Annotated in this window: 15 protein-coding genes; 9 read left to right on the plus strand and 6 right to left on the minus strand. The window is 39.3% G+C overall.

The window, feature by feature from the left end; all coding sequences use genetic code 11:
- The first annotated feature begins 7 nt into the window (after positions 1-7).
- Complete coding sequence (ygiD, locus tag I6751_RS03160) at positions 8-787, plus strand: 4,5-DOPA-extradiol-dioxygenase (RefSeq protein WP_196591678.1); 780 nt, start codon at positions 8-10, stop codon at positions 785-787.
- 22 nt (positions 788-809) lie between these two features.
- Here the strand turns inward: ygiD and I6751_RS03165 are convergent, their stop codons facing one another.
- Positions 810-1568: a YdcF family protein gene (locus I6751_RS03165; RefSeq protein WP_196591679.1), complete on the minus strand. Its 759-nt coding sequence runs from the start codon at positions 1566-1568 to the stop codon at positions 810-812.
- A gap of 209 nt (positions 1569-1777) precedes the next feature.
- On the opposite strand from I6751_RS03165, the gene I6751_RS03170 reads away from it, so the two are divergent.
- Complete coding sequence (locus tag I6751_RS03170) at positions 1778-2119, plus strand: cupin domain-containing protein (protein ID WP_196591680.1); 342 nt, start codon at positions 1778-1780, stop codon at positions 2117-2119.
- 100 nt (positions 2120-2219) lie between these two features.
- Here I6751_RS03170 and I6751_RS03175 read toward each other — a convergent pair whose 3' ends face one another.
- Entirely contained in the window at positions 2220-3410 is a 1191-nt protein-coding gene (locus tag I6751_RS03175) for an MFS transporter (protein ID WP_182188253.1), read from the minus strand.
- 208 nt (positions 3411-3618) lie between these two features.
- Between I6751_RS03175 and I6751_RS03180 the strand changes: the two genes are divergently transcribed.
- The 4 genes from I6751_RS03180 to I6751_RS03195 all read left to right on the plus strand — a co-directional run bounded on the left by I6751_RS03180 (position 3619) and on the right by I6751_RS03195 (position 8945).
- Complete coding sequence (locus tag I6751_RS03180) at positions 3619-4965, plus strand: MATE family efflux transporter (RefSeq protein WP_196591681.1); 1347 nt, start codon at positions 3619-3621, stop codon at positions 4963-4965.
- Positions 4966-5180: 215 nt separating this feature from the next.
- Positions 5181-6533, plus strand: a complete 1353-nt coding sequence (locus I6751_RS03185; protein ID WP_196591682.1) for a phosphohexomutase domain-containing protein — start codon at positions 5181-5183, stop codon at positions 6531-6533.
- A 43-nt stretch (positions 6534-6576) separates the two neighbouring features.
- Positions 6577-7467, plus strand: a complete 891-nt coding sequence (gene galU / locus I6751_RS03190; protein WP_414153182.1) for a UTP--glucose-1-phosphate uridylyltransferase GalU — start codon at positions 6577-6579, stop codon at positions 7465-7467.
- Between the two features lie 14 nt (positions 7468-7481).
- Positions 7482-8945 carry a glucose-6-phosphate isomerase gene (locus tag I6751_RS03195; protein ID WP_196591683.1) on the plus strand — a complete coding sequence of 488 codons (1464 nt, stop codon included), beginning with the start codon at positions 7482-7484 and terminating at the stop codon, positions 8943-8945.
- A 202-nt stretch (positions 8946-9147) separates the two neighbouring features.
- Here I6751_RS03195 and pckA read toward each other — a convergent pair whose 3' ends face one another.
- On the minus strand, positions 9148-10719 hold the full coding sequence (gene pckA, locus I6751_RS03200; protein WP_196591684.1) for a phosphoenolpyruvate carboxykinase (ATP): 1572 nt from the start codon (positions 10717-10719) through the stop codon (positions 9148-9150).
- A 300-nt stretch (positions 10720-11019) separates the two neighbouring features.
- On the opposite strand from pckA, the gene alaS reads away from it, so the two are divergent.
- From alaS to ruvX, 3 genes are read left to right on the plus strand one after another with little or no spacing between them, the layout of a single operon-like run.
- Positions 11020-13632 (plus strand): alanine--tRNA ligase, encoded by a 2613-nt coding sequence (alaS, locus tag I6751_RS03205; protein ID WP_231037962.1) that lies wholly within the window; start codon positions 11020-11022, stop codon positions 13630-13632.
- A gap of 31 nt (positions 13633-13663) precedes the next feature.
- Positions 13664-13921: an IreB family regulatory phosphoprotein gene (locus I6751_RS03210; RefSeq protein WP_182188259.1), complete on the plus strand. Its 258-nt coding sequence runs from the start codon at positions 13664-13666 to the stop codon at positions 13919-13921.
- 15 nt (positions 13922-13936) lie between these two features.
- Entirely contained in the window at positions 13937-14353 is a 417-nt protein-coding gene (ruvX, locus tag I6751_RS03215; protein WP_196591686.1) for a Holliday junction resolvase RuvX, read from the plus strand.
- Positions 14354-14405: 52 nt separating this feature from the next.
- Here the strand turns inward: ruvX and I6751_RS03220 are convergent, their stop codons facing one another.
- The 3 genes from I6751_RS03220 to I6751_RS03230 are packed head-to-tail and all read right to left on the minus strand — an operon-like array spanning position 14406 to position 16356.
- Positions 14406-14840, minus strand: coding sequence for a Fur family transcriptional regulator (locus I6751_RS03220; RefSeq protein ID WP_196591687.1), 435 nt, complete (start codon positions 14838-14840; stop codon positions 14406-14408).
- 41 nt (positions 14841-14881) lie between these two features.
- Complete coding sequence (locus I6751_RS03225) at positions 14882-15688, minus strand: metal ABC transporter permease (RefSeq protein WP_196591688.1); 807 nt, start codon at positions 15686-15688, stop codon at positions 14882-14884.
- On the minus strand, positions 15688-16356 hold the full coding sequence (locus tag I6751_RS03230; RefSeq protein WP_196591689.1) for a metal ABC transporter ATP-binding protein: 669 nt from the start codon (positions 16354-16356) through the stop codon (positions 15688-15690). The genes I6751_RS03225 and I6751_RS03230 overlap by 1 nt, the downstream gene beginning before the upstream one ends.
- Positions 16357-16364 lie beyond the last annotated feature (8 nt).

Consider the following 16364-nt stretch of genomic DNA (forward strand, 5'->3'; position numbering starts at 1 on the left):
TGGAAAAATGGCAAAAATGCCTGTTTTATTTATTGGACATGGTTCACCAATGAACGCTGTGGAGAACAATGCTTTTTCGGCAAAATGGATTTCTTTGGCCGATATATTGCCGCGGCCGCGGGCAATATTGGCAATATCAGCACATTGGTATACTGACGGAACAAGAATAGCAACGTCTATATCACCCAATATGATTTATGACATGTATGGTTTTCCCCAGGAGCTTTATGCAGTGCGGTATCCAGTAAAAGGATCACCTCAATTAGCTGAATGTACACAAGCAATGATAACAAAAAACGTCAGTATTGATAATACTTGGGGTATTGACCATGGGACATGGTCTGTGTTGTGCAGAATGTATCCAAAGGCAGATATCCCGGTATATCAGCTCAGTATTGACAAAAATGCCAGTGGGGCAGAACAGTTGCAAATAGGCAGGGATATTGCCGGATTGCGCAGCCGCGGTGTATTAATCTTTGCCAGTGGCAACGTCGTGCATAATTTGGGAATGGTGAATTGGAACATGTCTGATGGTTATGCTTGGGCTGATGAATTTGATGGTTATATTAAGGAAAAAACTGCTGCAAAAGATTATGCGGCAGTCGTTGATTATAAAAAAGCCGGCCAATGCGCTGAGAATGCGTTTTTGACACCGGATCATTTTTATCCGTTATTGGTAGCCATTGGGGCTGTGGAAAAGACGGACAGCCTTACTGTATTTAATAATGCGTGCACTCTGGGATCATTGTCAATGACCAGTTATTTGTGGGAAGATGCTATTGGATAAACAGTAAAAGCTGACCTTATTTTTAGTATTTTAGATATTTTGTCACCAAAAATCGCAGATTTTCCTGCAGAGCCATTTCCGTGTCGGCCAATGCACCGGCTGAAGGAGCCAGTTTGTTGTAATGAAAGACTTGTTCCTTGTTTTCAATATAATCAGCAGGATAGGCAGTTACGGTCACACCTTCTTGTTCGAAATTTAAAACGGCTCTTTTCATATGGAATGCAGAAGTCACTAAAATTGGCTCATAAAGTTCATGATCACGTAATATTTGCGCAGAAAAACGGGCATTTTGTTTAGTGTTAAGACTTTTATCCTCTACTAGTATTTTAGATTCCGGGACTCCTAAATCGAGTAATATACGTTTGGCAATGACAGCTTCTTTCCCGCTGTCTTCATATACCTGGCCACCGGAAACGAGAATGGGGACATTGAGAAGTTTTTGCAGACGTACCGCCGTTAAAAGACGATTTGCCGGAATGCTGCGTAATTCACCTGTTCCGCTTACATCAGGAGTATCTAAAGTAGCTCCGCCACCCAGCATTATTATGGCATCACCTGTCGGAAACACTGGTGGGTTATATTCATTTTCCAGATTGCTGACAAGTTTTTGCGACATCCAGCTTGTTGACAGTAAATATAAACTCATCGTTAGAATTAATATTATAATGGCAACGTATTTTTTTGTATATTTCCAGCAATATATAGCTAACAGTAAAAATAATACAAAAAAAATGCCGGGGGGTAAAATAAGACTGGCACCAAATTTCAATAGGTAAATCATTAACTGGAATCCTCCCAATGTGTATTATGGCATATATAAATATCATATTATATAGTAACATAAAATTAATAGATATGGTGATTTTATTGTTTGAATGACTTGTTTAAGAAGAATATTAGAAAAGAGAGCTGTATTTACAAAAAGGATATTTTTTCACTACAGCGAACTGATTAATATAATAAATTTTTTGATAAGAGGAGCGTTTTATTATGTTGATGGAAAAACAAAAAGTTATACGGACTGAAAAAAAAGCCGGCGGTAAGGGACATGTCTTAATAGAACATCTTATAACTGCCGCTGAAATGAAGGATAAGTGCCAGATGTTTGCTAAAGTGACCTTGGAACCGGGATGTTCACTGGGATTTCATAAGCACGAAGGTAATAATGAAACATATCATATAATTACCGGAACAGGTTTATATAATGATAATGGCAATGAAATTACTGTGAAAAAAGGTGATACGACTTTTTGTCCTGTCGGTGAAAGTCATGGCATTGAAAATAGATCTGCTGAAAATCTTGTTTTTATGGCATTGATCATGAATGAATAAACTATATATTTTAGAGATTATGTGTTATCGGCTGTTACACCGATGGGCTTATAGATGTAAGATCCAATTAAAAAGGGCTTTGCCTTTGGCAGAGTCCTTTTTAATTGGATCTTTTAGGGTGGTATATCATCACACGGCACCATACGGCATTAAGCAATAATAAAAGCGCTGTTATAAAAAAAACATTTTTGATACCAATAAGTGCCGCAAGATGCCCACCAAGGAACGAACCGGCAAACATCCCCAAAAACTGTGCGGATTGATTAAATCCGTAGATGCGTCCCAGACAGGCTGAAGGGGTATATTGGCGGATAAGATTGTTTACTGAAGGGAGAAGGCCGGCTGTTGCGATACCGAGGATAAAACGAAGTGCGCCGAGTTCAGCAGGAGTTCGCACGAACCCCTGCAGGATAAAAGAGCAGCCACTTAATAACAGTGAGATAAAAAGTATTTTTTGTGAACCAATGGTATCGGCCAGCCGTCCAATGCGTGATGCCGAAAGCATGCTGGCAAAACCGGCACAGGAAAAAACAATTCCGGCTATGAGTGCCAGATGTTCGGGTGAGGCAGCTAATTGCGCTATATATACGGTAATGATTGGTTGAATGGACATTAGTGCGAACTGCATAATAAGTGTCGTGACAAAAAGGCCGATAATTAATTTTTTATCTGGAAGTGCATTAAAGGTGCGGCTTAATGTCAAGGCAGCGATTTGTGGCTGTGGATGGAAATTTTCTTTGAGAAGAAAAAGCAGCAAAAAACCGACAAAACAACAGGCACCGATTATAAAAAAATTTTCCCGATAACCGACTGTTTCAGATAATAGACCGCCAAATAACGGTCCCAGCAGTGCACCACTTACCTGTGATGTAAAAAATATACCCAAAGCCCAGCCAGAATGTTCTTTCGGAGTGGATTGAGCAATAAGGGGGATTATTGCTGCCTGAAAACCACTCATAGCTCCCTGGGCGAGACGCAGCCCGGCAAGCTGGTATACATTTTGGGCGAGCCCCATTCCCACCATAATAATGCCAAGCCATAAACTGGCACGCAGGGTCATGGGTTTGCGTCCGTATTTATCTGATAAGCGTCCCCATATGGGAGAAAAAATTGCCAGGCTGATGAAATTGCAGCTGAAAATGATTCCTGACCAGCGTTCTATTTCCTGAAAATTGTTAATACCTAGTGATTCAATATAAAGTGGTAAAATAGGTGCCATTTGGCTCATGCCAACAGATACAATAAAACTTGCACAACAGCAAATCGCAAGATTTCGTTTCCAGATTTCCATTATAATACGCCTGCCATTTTTAAATTGGTTCAATAATAACTCATATCGTGCAGGTTTATTACATTACGGCTGTATTTGAGGAATAATACATTGCTTGAAATGAGCTTTAAATTTATGTTATGATTGCGATAGTAAATATATATTTACTATATAATATGCAGGGGAAAAAGTAAATATATATAAATTAATTTAGAACTGGGGAATTTTAATGACTAAAGATTTAACATCAGGCGGGCCGGCAGGCTTGATATTTTCTTTTGCTGTGCCACTTATTGCCGGCAATGTTTTTCAACAGATGTACCTGTTAGTAGACACGCTTATTGTCGGCCGGTTTTTAGGCGTCAGCGCTTTAGCGGCAGTGGGTTGCTGTGGTTGTCTGATGTTTTTACTGGTGGGGTTTGTTATGGGGTTTACGAGTGGGTTATCCATTTATACCGGACAGTGTTTCGGGGCAGGTAATTTTACCGGAGTGAGACAAAGTGCGGCAGCTTGTTTATTGATAAGTTTAGCTGCCACGCTTATATTAACATTGCTGGGAATATTATCGGCCAGACCGATGCTGGTTTTTATTCAGACACCACCGGATGTAATTGATATGGCATATTCATTTATCAGTATTATTTATGCCGGGGCTGGTGCATTAATAATGGTTAATATGATGATGAATTTTATCAGGGCATTGGGTGACAGTAAAACGCCTTTATATTTTTTAATTTTTGGCACGGTGGCTAATATAGTTTTGGAGATAATATTTATTCCGATGTTGGGGCTGGGAGTTGCTGGGGCCGCAGAAGCAACAGTGATCTGTCAAGTAATTTCGGTTGCTCTATGTTTTTGGTACATTGCTAAAAAAATGCCATTGTTATGGATAAGACGTGAAGACTGGCATCTGTCATGGAATTTTATTTGGCAGCATTTGCGGATAGGGCTGCCAATGGGGTTTCAAGCTTCGGTAATAGCATTGGGGGCAATAATATTACAGATATCTTTAAATAATCTGGGTGAAACAGCGATTGCTGCTTATGCCGCTGCACAAAAGATCGACTCTATAGCAGTCATGCCGATGATGTCTTTCGGTATGGCAATGGCCGCTTATACAGCGCAAAATTACGGCGCTAAAAAAATTTCCCGTATTGATGAGGGCGTACGAAAATGCATGCTGATGTCGGGCGGATTTGCTGTTGGTATTGCGATTATATTGATAACACTCAGCCCATTGATGCTGGAGCAGTTTGTCGGACCGGGTCAGACAAAAGTTATTGAGTATGGGCATTTATATTTAATAATTGATGGGATAAATTATATTATTTTGTCATTGCTGTTTATTTATCGATTTACATTGCAGGGGCTGGGCCAAAGTATTGTTCCCACTATTGCCGGTATTATGGAGCTGGTCATGCGTGGCATAGCAGCGGTGTTCCTTGTCAATGCATGGGGTTATATCGGAGCCTGCCTGGCTAATCCGTTAGCATGGATAGGATCATGTCTGCCGCTGGCAATGATGTATTATTATACGCGCCGCAGTCTGGGCAGATCTTATAAAGCAGCTCATTGAATAATGATTTTAATAATATATAATTTAGCTTTGTTTTTTAAAGGGAAAATTTATCTTTATAACGAATAAATAATAGCAGCATAAATGATGGTTTTATTTGACAGTTGCTCAAAATGGCTTGTGAGATAATAATGTGACAATGGTAAAATACAATGTTCCGGTAACTGCCAGATATAGTATAGTCAGGCATAATTGGTAGAAGGGAATGATAAAGCATGGAATTAAAACGTACAGCATTTAAGGCTTATGATATTCGCGGAAAATATCCAAGTGAGGTAAATGAGGAACTAGCTTATCGAATAGGTCGGGTGTTTGTTGATATTTTTAATAGCAAAAGGGTAGTAGTGGGCAATGACATCAGATTGTCAGGACCTAAAATCAAAGCAGCATTGATACGCGGTCTGACGGAAATGGGGTGTGATGTTGTTGACATCGGAGAATGTGGCACGGAAATGATTTATTTTGCCACATATTTTTTGCAGCTCGATGGTGGAATAATGATTACTGCCAGCCATAATCCAAAAGATTATAATGGAATGAAGCTGGTCAGACAAGGTGCCCGCCCAATAAGTTCTGATACGGGACTTAAAAGAATAGAAGAAAAAGTTATCAATGGTGAGCTGGGTCGTCTGGCACTCAGACACGGCCTTGTAAGTCAGAAAAATATTATGAATGAATATGTTGAACATATTTTAGGCTATGTCGATAAAAAGGTATTGAAACCGTTGACGGTAGTTGTTAATGCCGGTAATGGCGCCGCCGGTCCGGTACTTGATGTCATGGAAAAATTTTTACCGTTTAAGTTTATAAAAATTTATAATGAACCGGATGGCAATTTTCCCAATGGGGTTCCCAATCCGCTGCTTCCGGAAAATCGCGCGGCTACAGCACAGGCTGTACGCGAAAATAAAGCTGATATTGGTGTGGCTTGGGATGGAGATTTTGACAGGTGCTTTATTTTTGATGAAAAAGGCAGTATGATCGAAGGGTACTATATTGTTGGTTTTTTGGCAAAAGCATTTTTGGAAAAGACACCGGGAGCGAAGATAATATATGATCCGCGTCTGATTTGGAATACGATCGAAATTGTTAAGGAAGCCGGTGGTATACCCGTTATGTGCAAGAGTGGACATGCGTTTATCAAAGAAAAAATGCGTCGGGAAAATGCGATTTATGGCGGCGAGATGTCAGCACATAATTATTTTCGGGAGTTTACATTTTGCGACAGTGGTATGATAACGTGGCTTTTAGTGGCAGAATTATTGTCAAAAGCAGACAGACCGCTTTCGGCGTTGCTGACTGAACGTATGCAGCGATATCCGATAAGCGGTGAAATTAACAGTACGGTAAAAGATGCCGAAGCTGTAATGAAAAAAATTGAGGAATTATACGGCAGGACTGGTAAGGTTGATAAAACAGATGGACTGAGCGTAGCTTATGATAATTGGCGCTTTAATCTGCGTATTTCGAATACTGAACCGGTGATTCGCCTTAATGTAGAATCGCGTGGTGACAAGAAATTGCTCGAAGTTAAAACTAATGAACTGCTTAATATTATAAGAGCATAAATACAGATACTTGGATAAAATAAAATGATGGCAGGTAATTTTTGTGCAGAAAAAAATAAGAAAAGCAATAATTCCGGCAGCCGGTCTGGGAACGAGGTTCCTTCCGGCGACAAAGGCCCAGCCTAAGGAAATGCTGCCAATAGTTGATAAACCGGCAATACAATTTATTATCGAGGAAGCTATTGCATCGGGTATTGAAGAAATCCTGGTAATAACCGGGCGTAATAAACGCTCGATTGAAGATCATTTTGATCGATCTTTGGAATTAGAAATGCAGCTTAAGGCCAAGGGAAAATATGAAATGCTCAAGATGATCGAAGAAATTTCAAGTATATCGCTGCATTTTATTAGGCAAAAAGAGGCACGGGGGTTGGGACATGCTGTTTTGTGTGCCAAACAATTTGTCGGGAATGAACCATTTGCTGTATTATTGGGCGATGATTTGGTGGATTCTGAGGTACCGTGTCTGTTGCAATTGATAAAGGCTTATGATGATTTGGGTGGCAGTATTCTGGGAGTCCAGGAAGTTCCTCATTCGCAGGTCTGTAACTATGGTATTGTTGATCCTGTGCGGGTGAAGGATAATGTATGGCAGGCAAAAACCCTGGTGGAAAAACCGGCAATAGATAGGGCTCCGTCAAATCTGGCTGTTTTGGGACGTTATATTTTGCAACCGCAGATTTTTGAAATATTGGAGCATACGGTACCGGGTAGTGGTAATGAGATACAGTTAACAGATGCTATTCGTGAACTGGGCAGTAAACAAAAAGTATTTGCCCTCAATTTTTCCGGACGACGCTATGACATTGGTGATAAAGAGGGTTTTTTAGAGGCAACTGTGGAGTATGCATTAAAACGTCCGGAATTACGGGATAGATTTATGGCTTATATGATGCATACTATTGGGCCATTATTGTTAAAAGAAGAACAGTGAAAGGGTGTTGGTAAATGAGCTTAAAATTGAAATCGGGTTTTGAATTTGATTATGAAAATCTTGTTGGTGAGGGACGTGTGACCAGGGATGATGTAGAGCAACTGGCACCACAATTAGGTAAGGCTCATAAGGCAATGGACACTATGCGTAAAACTGGTGTAATCAAAGCACATTTATCAAAAGATGGTACACCGGAAAAGGTATTGTTCAGTCAGCTGCCATATGTTGAAAAAGGAAACCTTAATTCCCCGGAATCGATTGATCGTCTTAAAAAATTTGGACAGTCAATGCGAAATCGTATTGATACGGTTATTTCATTGGGAATAGGCGGTTCTTTTTTAGGTAATAAGGTTTTGTTTGATGTGCAATGTGGCAGCTTTTGGAATATGAAAACACGGGAAGAACGCGATGGTTATCCTCGGGTATTTTTTAGTGGTAATAACATTGATCCGCGCAGCACAAAGGATTTAATTGACTATATAAACCATGCTGCTGATATGGCAATGCATCACGATAAAAAAAATCCGCATAAATATAAGGTTATGCTGATTTGTATTTCTAAATCAGGTGGCACACTTGATACGATGTCTAATTTTATGGTTATTTATGATGCATTAATGAATAATCCAAATGTTGAGGTCGAAGTAACTGCTGTTACTGATCCCAATACAGAAAAACCAACATTGCTAAAAAAAATGGCCATGGAAAATAAGTGGGAAAGTTTCGCTGTACCGGATGGTGTTGGCGGACGTTTTACTATTTTTTGTGAAGTAGGATTGGTTTTGGGAGCAGCAGTAGGTTTTGATATTGAGGCTTTTCTGGCTGGTGCGAAACAGATGGATATTGATTGTCAAAATGATGATATATGGCAGAATCCGGCTATGCTTAATGCTGCACTGAAATTTATCGCATCGGAAAAATATGGACGTAGTGAAGAAGTTATGATGCCATATGGGGATTATCTTGAATCCGTTTCGATGTGGTATATTCAGCTGCTGGCTGAATCACTTGGGAAACAATTCAATAAAGAAGGAAAAGAAGTCTGCTACGGACGGACTCCGATTGTGGCCTTGGGAACACGTGATATGCATTCACAAACGCAGCAGCATCAAGAAGGTCGTCTTAATAAGATAGTACAGTTTATCCGTATTGAAAAATGGACAAATGATTTAACCATTCCCAATGTCTTTCCGCAGGCCCATAAACTTGCCGATATAGCAGGAGTGACTATGGGACAGGCATTGGAAGTGGCACGACAGTCAAATGCTGATGCACTTGCGTCAAATGGCCGTTTTAATGCATTGTTTAGTCTGCCGGAATTGAATGCTTATTATCTTGGTCAGCTTTTGTATATGTTGGCTTTATCTGTTGCGTATGAAGGGGAATTGGCCGATGTCGATGCATTTAATCAGCCGGGTGTTGAAGCCTATAAACGTATTATGGGTCCGAAGCTTCAACAGGTAAAAAGCAGGGGATAATTATAAAACATTTGTTTTAAGATGAAACTAATGCAGTAAGTTTTTTTGTCAGCTGTCCTGGCAGTTTTATTTGATGGTATTTGTGTATAGAAGAAATTCGAAAAATAACCCCACATTATCCGGCTATATTATGGAAAGAATAATGTGGGGTATTTTAGTTATTATTATACAAAAACAGCGGTAAGATGAAATATCTTGTTAATTAAATGCTTGGCCCCATGCTGAGAATGTCTTCATCAATTTCACCTTTAAATTTTTTAACATTTTTATTGAATAGGCCGACTAACTTAGCAGCCTGGCGTTTATAAGCTGCCTTGTCAGCCCAGGTATTGGCTGGTTTCAGAATGTCACTGGGTACATCCGGACAATAGTCCGGTACTTCTATCTTGAAGATAGGGTCTGGTATCCAGCCTACACTGTCAAGTTTACCGTCTAGTGCTGCTGAAAGCATTGCCCTGGTGAATTTTAATTTCATTCTTGACCCTATTCCGTAAGGACCACCTGTCCAGCCGGTATTGACCAGGTAAACCTTAGTATTATGTTCCTTTATTTTTTGTTCAAGCAGACGGGCGTACTTTAATGGTGGCAGCGGTAAAAATGGTTCACCAAAACCGATAGAGAAAGTTGCCTGCGGTTCAACAATACCGCGTTCAGTACCGGCTACCTTACTGGTGTAACCGGATAGAAAATGATACATGGCCTGCTTAGGATTGAGTCTTGAAATCGGCGGTAATACACCAAAAGCATCTGCTGTTAAGAAAATGACAGCTGTCGGATGTCCGGACATACTTGGATGGATTGCATTGGGAATATATTCCAAGGGATAAGCCACACGGGTATTTTCCGTATATTTGGCATCATCATAGTCTTCCTGGCGGGTACGGGGATTAAGAACGACATTTTCCAATACAGAACCATATTTAATTGCCCTGTATATTTCCGGTTCGCTGTCTTCTGTCAAATGAATACATTTGGCATAGCAGCCACCTTCAATATTAAAGATACCATGTTCACTCCAGCCATGTTCATCATCACCAATCAGACTGCGGTGCGGATCTGCCGATAGTGTAGTTTTACCGGTGCCGCTTAAGCCAAAGAAGATAGCTGTTTTACCGTCTTTACCTACATTAGCCGAGCAATGCATTGATAAAATACCTTTTTGCGGCAGGAGATAGTTCATTACTGAAAAGATAGATTTTTTCATTTCACCGCAATATTTGGTTCCACCGATTAAAACCATTCTGTAATCAAAGTTTATTATTACAAATGCTTCGGAATGTACTGAATCTTCCATCGGATTTGCCTTTACGCTGGGAAAACATACAAGGGTGAAACCTTCCGGCGTAGTTGGCGGAGTTTCTGGTTTTATGAACAGTTCCTTTAGAAAAAGATGCTGTGCCGCGGTTTCTGTTATACATTTTACCTGTAGACGGTGGTCCGGATCGGCACCAACATAATTATCACTGACGTAAAGCCGATGATTTTTAGCAAAGTTTTTCATTTTTGCGTACAATCGTTCAAAAGTTCGTTCTGTACATGGGGCGTTATTAGTCCAGCTTATGATATTGTGTACGGCAGGAGTATCAACGATAAATTTATCCTTGGGGGAGCGGCCGGTATATTTGCCGGTGTATATGCAGATCGCTCCACGTTTGGAAAGTACGGCCTCTTTGTTTATTATAGCTTCTTCAAATAATTCCGATACGCTTAAATCACGTGATACCATACGTGCAACAGATAAAATATCAGCAGCTGAAAACTTTTTATTTTCCATCTTGATCAACTTCCTTCACTAAAGATATCAGATATCATTTTTACTTCGTCTGATTTGATATACTATACTTCTATTTTTTTAATACAAATCCTTCTAAATTTTTCAATAATTAAGATTAATTTATATAAACTATTATAAAATAATCTTAAACTATTTATAATAACGGTTTGCATTTATGCGATAAATGATACTTTCTTATAATACACTGTTTATGCAAAATCATGAATAATTGACTTTATAGGGGGATTTTTATATAATTAGATATATTTGTAACCTTGGAGGTAGAAAATTTTGAAATATATGAGTGGCAATGAACTGCGGGAAAAGTTTCTGCAATACTTTGCACAAAGAGGTCATTTGCGTCTGCCAAGTTTTTCTTTGATACCGGAAAATGATCCGTCTTTATTGATGATCGGTGCGGGGATGGCACCTTTTAAACCTTTTTTTACTGGGAAAATGAAACCACCATGCACACGCATAACCACTAGTCAGCGTTGTGTTCGTACCGGTGATATTGAAAATGTTGGCAGGACAGCTCGTCATCAAACATATTTCGAAATGCTGGGTAATTTTTCTTTTGGTGATTATTTTAAAGAGGAAGTAATACCTTGGGCTTGGGATTTTCTGACAAAAGAATTAGAGCTTCCTGCGGATAAACTGTGGGTAAGCATTTATCCTAAGGACGATGAGGCTTATAAAATATGGACGGAAAAAACAACGGTTAATCCACAGCAGATTATTAAACTGGAGGATAATTTCTGGGAAATAGGTACGGGCCCGTGCGGACCTGATTCAGAAATATACATTGATCTTGGTGAGGAACGCGGCTGTGGCAAACCAGATTGTGCACCGGGCTGCGATTGTGATCGTTATTTGGAAATATGGAATCTTGTATTCACTCAATATGATCATACCGAAACTGGTGATTATGTTCCTCTGGCTAAGAAAAATATCGACACTGGTGCCGGTTTAGAACGGTTGGCATCAGTGGTTCAAGGCAAACCAACTAATTTTGAAACCGATTTATTGTATCCGATTATAGAGTATGCTTCCCTTGTTTCCGGTGTAGCTTATAATGCAGGTGAACAATCAGATATTTCTTTAAAAGTCATTGCTGATCATGCCCGTAGTATAGCAATAATGGTAATGGACGGAATTTTGCCTTCTAATGAGGGCCGGGGATATGTATTACGCCGTATTTTGCGCCGGGCAGTACGACATGGGCGTATGCTGGGAATCGAAAAGGCATTTTTGGCAGATGCAGTTGATGTTGTAGCTGATATTTACAAGGATGTTTATGATGAACTTATTGTGCGCAAAGATTATATTAAAAAAGTTATCAGCGTTGAGGAAGAACGTTTTCATCTTACCTTATCACAAGGGATATCGCTATTAAATGAGGAAATAGAAGAACTTACTGCACAGGGAAAAACTATTCTTAATGGGGAAATAGGCTTTAAATTATATGATACTTACGGGTTTCCTTGTGAATTGACCAGTGAGATACTTCATGAAAATCAATTAGTGCTTGATATGGATGGATTCAATAAAGCTATGCAGGCACAAAGGGAACGTGCCAGAAAAGCCCGTCAGGAAAATAAACGCATTGATATTCCGGATTTACGCAATCTTGATGTTGATAAACTCAGCAGTAATGCCGCAGCTAAGTCAGCAAAGATAGTTTGTATATGGAAAGATGCACAGATTACAGACGCATTGCATGACGGTGATGAAGCAGGAATAATACTCGATGTAACACCCTTTTATGCTGAAGGCGGCGGACAGGTCGGTGATTGCGGTCAATTGATCGGAGAAATGGGACGTGTTGCTATTTCTAATACTAAAAAGTTGCCTAATGGGACGGTTTATCATATCGGTTATGTCACAGAAGGTGTTATTCATACCGGAGATGATATGAAAATTGAGATAGATGTTGAAAAGAAACTGGCTTCAGCGCGTAATCATACTGCTACGCATTTATTGCAGGCTGCTTTGAAGAAAGTTGTCGGTGTTCATGTAAATCAAGCCGGTTCGTCAGTAACACCTGAACATTTGCGGTTTGACTTTTCTAATTTTGAACCGATGACGAAAGAACAATTATCACAAACAGAGCAGATGGTAAATGATGAAATTATTAAGGCCCTGCCGGTAAAAATAAGTCATATGCCTCAGGATGAGGCTAAAAAACAAGGCGCAATGGCATTGTTTGGCGAGAAATATGGCGATATTGTAAGAGTTGTTACTGTACCGGGATTCAGTATGGAATTATGCGGCGGCAGCCATGTTGAAAATATCGGGCAGATAGGTTTATTTAAAATAATCAGTGAAAGTGGTGTCGCGGCCGGAGTTCGTCGAATCGAAGCATTGACCGGCAAGGCTGCTTATGAATATACTAAAAAGCAGGAGGCAGTTATTACCGGAGCGGCGGAATCATTGAAAACAGATGTTTTTGATTTAAATGCGAAAATAGTTGGATTGTTGCAGGAAAATAGGGAATTCAAACATCGTTTGAATGATGTAAGGGAAACGGTTGCTAAGGCTAATTCGCAAAAATTATTGTCTGATGCAAAACAATATGGTGATTTGAACGTAGTGTCTGGTAAAGTCGATGCTGCGGATATGGATGAACTGCGCAGTATTGCTGATACAATCTGTAGTCAGTTGAAAAATGGTGTTGTAATATTAGCAGCTGCAGTTGCAGCGGATAAAGTTAATTTAGTGGTAAAGGTTTCGACAGATGCTGTTAAGAAGGGTGTTCATGCCGGCAAAATAATTAAGGTTGCCGCTCAGGTGACCGGCGGCAACGGTGGTGGCCGTCCTAATATGGCTCAGGCCGGTGGTAAAATGCCTGGTAAGATACCTGAGGCTTTTGAAAAGGCAATAGAAATTTTGAAATCACAGATAGATAATTAGATATTTTTTCCGTGAAAGGAATGTGATTTATATGTCCAATATGGAAGAAACAATGATGTTTAAGTTTGGTGCCGATAAAAAACGGGCTGAAACGGTAATTAAGGAAGTATGTGCGGCGATGCAGGAAAAAGGATATAATCCGATAAACCAGTTGGTAGGTTATTTGTTATCAGGTGATCCTGCATATATAACCAGTTATAAAGATGCCCGCAGCAAAATTCGCAGTATGGATCGTGATGAATTGCTGGTAGAATTGGTGCAATTTTATTTGAATCAAAATAAGCTGTAAGAGCAGGAGAATGTAATGCGTGTCATAGGCCTTGATGTAGGAGATAAAACAATAGGTGTGGCGGTTAGCGATGCCCTTATGCTTACAGCTCAGGGAATCGAGACAATAAGGCGCACAGTATGGGAGAATGATTTACGTCGTCTGAAAGAACTGTTTGATGAATATGATGTTGATAAGATAGTTGTTGGACTACCACGAAACATGAATGGCACTGAGGGCGAGCGCTGTGACATTGTCAGAGATTTTGCCAAACGGCTGCAAACCGTTGTTGATAGTGAAATAATTTTTTGGGATGAACGATTGTCTACAGTAGCAGCGGAGAAATATTTGGTGGCTGCGGATGTCAGCAGGGCAAAACGGCGTAAGGTGATAGATAAAATGGCGGCAGTTTTTATTCTGCAAGGATATCTTGACAGCAGTCCACGACTTTAATCGAAAAACTCAGTCCTTTTCAGGGGACTGAGTTTTTTAGTTAAAATATTAATCAGTTTGCGGCAATTATTTTTTGGCAGTCACGACAATAGCCATATAATTCCAAACGATGATTAACGATGGAAAAATCGGTCTGCTTTTCTACTGTTTTTTCAAATTCTTTTAAAGGACAGCCACCAATTAAAATGACTTTTTTACAGCGCAGACAGATTAATTGATGTTGATGAGTGGTGGGAAATAATGAATATACACACTTTTCGTCCATAAAAGAAGTCCGCAGGGTTATTTTTTTTTCGGTGAATTTTTCTAATATTCGATAGACCGTTGATAGATTTACTAATGCATCGCTTTTTCTGGCCTTGAGATAAATTTGTTCAGCTGTGTGCGGTATTTTGATATTCTTCAATATATTAAGCAGTAAATTGCGTTGTTTTGTACTTTTCATGCCATATTTATTGAGATATTCTTTATAATTTAATTCTTCCATCTTCATCCTTCCTCGTCTATAGGATTTATGCTGCAAAAATATTATTGTAGCAGTTTAGCTTTTATTTTATATTTATAAAATAGTACACATAACAATAATAACACTGAATTCAATGCTATTATACCACCAGGAGCCGCATTGACCCAATAGGAAATGATAATGCCGGAAAAAATATCAATATAACTAAACAAGATACCATAGCAAAGTGTTTTTTTAAAACTCATTTCTAATTGTAAGGCAGCCGCAATCGGTAAAGCTATTAGTGCACTGATAACTAAAATACCGACGATACGTATTGATATTGATATGGTAGCAGCTACTAGAATAGCAAATAGATAATTGATTAATTTTACATCCAGTCCGGCTATTGTAGCACCTTCCTCATCAAAGACAATAAAGACCAATGCTGAATAAAAGCGATAGACGAGAAAAAGAGAAATGGCACTGAAAAATAGGACCCAATAAAAATCTGCCCGGGTGACAGTTAAAATACTGCCGAACATCAGTGAATCGATATTAGCATGCACCAGACCGGAACTGAGTAAAGTGATTGCTATACCGATAGACAATGATAGTATGATAACCAGAATTAATTCGGCATAGGTGCGAAAGTGTTTTCTCAGCCATTCTATGATGACACTAAAAACCGACACAGCTAAAAAAGCGCTTAATACCGGATTTTCTTGAAAAAGCATGCCTAATGCTATACCAGCCAGTGACGCATGTGATAATGTGTCGCCAATCATGGAATAACGCCTGAGCACGAGAAAAATGCCGATGACAGGACATAATACGGCGATAAATATAGAAATTAAAAAAGCATTCTGCATAAAACTATAAGTAAGCATTAATAATTTTCTCCTATGTCATTTTTCAGATGTTCTTTGATATATTGCTGCGGCAGACAAATATGGCCGTGACCCTTTTCAATATGGTAAAGGGCTGTAGAATTTTTTACAGCAGCCTGAAGATTGTGTTCTACACAAATGATCGTTGTTTTGTCCTGTCGGTTGAGAGTACGCAAAAAACCGTATATTTCAATTTGGCTTTGCCGGTCAATACCGTTAGAAGGTTCATCGAGTATCAACAGTTTGGGATTTCCCAGAAGTGCTCTGGCAATGAATAATTTTTGGCATTGTCCACCGGACAGCTGGCCAATGAGAGTATTTTCCTTTCCGTTTAAGTGTAATAATTTAAGGACGTCGGGTATTTTTACGGTGAGAGATTTTTTTTGGACTTTTTTGTAGCAATTAAGAACCTCATTAACTGTTATAGGGAAATGAGTGTTTAACTGATTGAAACGTTGCGGTACATATGCCGTGGTAGGATAAGTGTTTTCTATTGTTCCGGAATCAGGTGTAAGCAGACCTAAAATCAGACGTATTAAAGTGCTTTTGCCTGAACCGTTGGAACCGATTATTGATATGTAATCGCCATGGTTGACGGTGAGGTTTATATTAATAAGCAAATTACGCTGATTGTTATATGAAAAATACAGATTATTAATTTTTAACATGAAAATCC

This window comes from Pectinatus frisingensis, from assembly GCF_015732285.1.
Taxonomy (GTDB): Bacteria; Bacillota; Negativicutes; order Selenomonadales; family Selenomonadaceae; genus Pectinatus; species Pectinatus frisingensis.

What these genes read in the sequence shown, in the direction of transcription:
- ygiD (WP_196591678.1), top strand. Translation starts at nt 8, where the DNA reads ATGGCAAAAATGCCTGTTTTATTTATTGGACATGGTTCACCAATGAAC.
- I6751_RS03165 (WP_196591679.1), bottom strand. Translation starts at nt 1,568, where the DNA reads ATGATTTACCTATTGAAATTTGGTGCCAGTCTTATTTTACCCCCCGGC.
- I6751_RS03170 (WP_196591680.1), top strand. Translation starts at nt 1,778, where the DNA reads ATGTTGATGGAAAAACAAAAAGTTATACGGACTGAAAAAAAAGCCGGC.
- I6751_RS03175 (WP_182188253.1), bottom strand. Translation starts at nt 3,410, where the DNA reads ATGGAAATCTGGAAACGAAATCTTGCGATTTGCTGTTGTGCAAGTTTT.
- I6751_RS03180 (WP_196591681.1), top strand. Translation starts at nt 3,619, where the DNA reads ATGACTAAAGATTTAACATCAGGCGGGCCGGCAGGCTTGATATTTTCT.
- I6751_RS03185 (WP_196591682.1), top strand. Translation starts at nt 5,181, where the DNA reads ATGGAATTAAAACGTACAGCATTTAAGGCTTATGATATTCGCGGAAAA.
- I6751_RS03195 (WP_196591683.1), top strand. Translation starts at nt 7,482, where the DNA reads ATGAGCTTAAAATTGAAATCGGGTTTTGAATTTGATTATGAAAATCTT.
- pckA (WP_196591684.1), bottom strand. Translation starts at nt 10,719, where the DNA reads ATGGAAAATAAAAAGTTTTCAGCTGCTGATATTTTATCTGTTGCACGT.
- alaS (WP_231037962.1), top strand. Translation starts at nt 11,020, where the DNA reads ATGAGTGGCAATGAACTGCGGGAAAAGTTTCTGCAATACTTTGCACAA.
- I6751_RS03210 (WP_182188259.1), top strand. Translation starts at nt 13,664, where the DNA reads ATGTCCAATATGGAAGAAACAATGATGTTTAAGTTTGGTGCCGATAAA.
- ruvX (WP_196591686.1), top strand. Translation starts at nt 13,937, where the DNA reads ATGCGTGTCATAGGCCTTGATGTAGGAGATAAAACAATAGGTGTGGCG.
- I6751_RS03220 (WP_196591687.1), bottom strand. Translation starts at nt 14,840, where the DNA reads ATGGAAGAATTAAATTATAAAGAATATCTCAATAAATATGGCATGAAA.
- I6751_RS03225 (WP_196591688.1), bottom strand. Translation starts at nt 15,688, where the DNA reads ATGCTTACTTATAGTTTTATGCAGAATGCTTTTTTAATTTCTATATTT.
- I6751_RS03230 (WP_196591689.1), bottom strand. Translation starts at nt 16,356, where the DNA reads ATGTTAAAAATTAATAATCTGTATTTTTCATATAACAATCAGCGTAAT.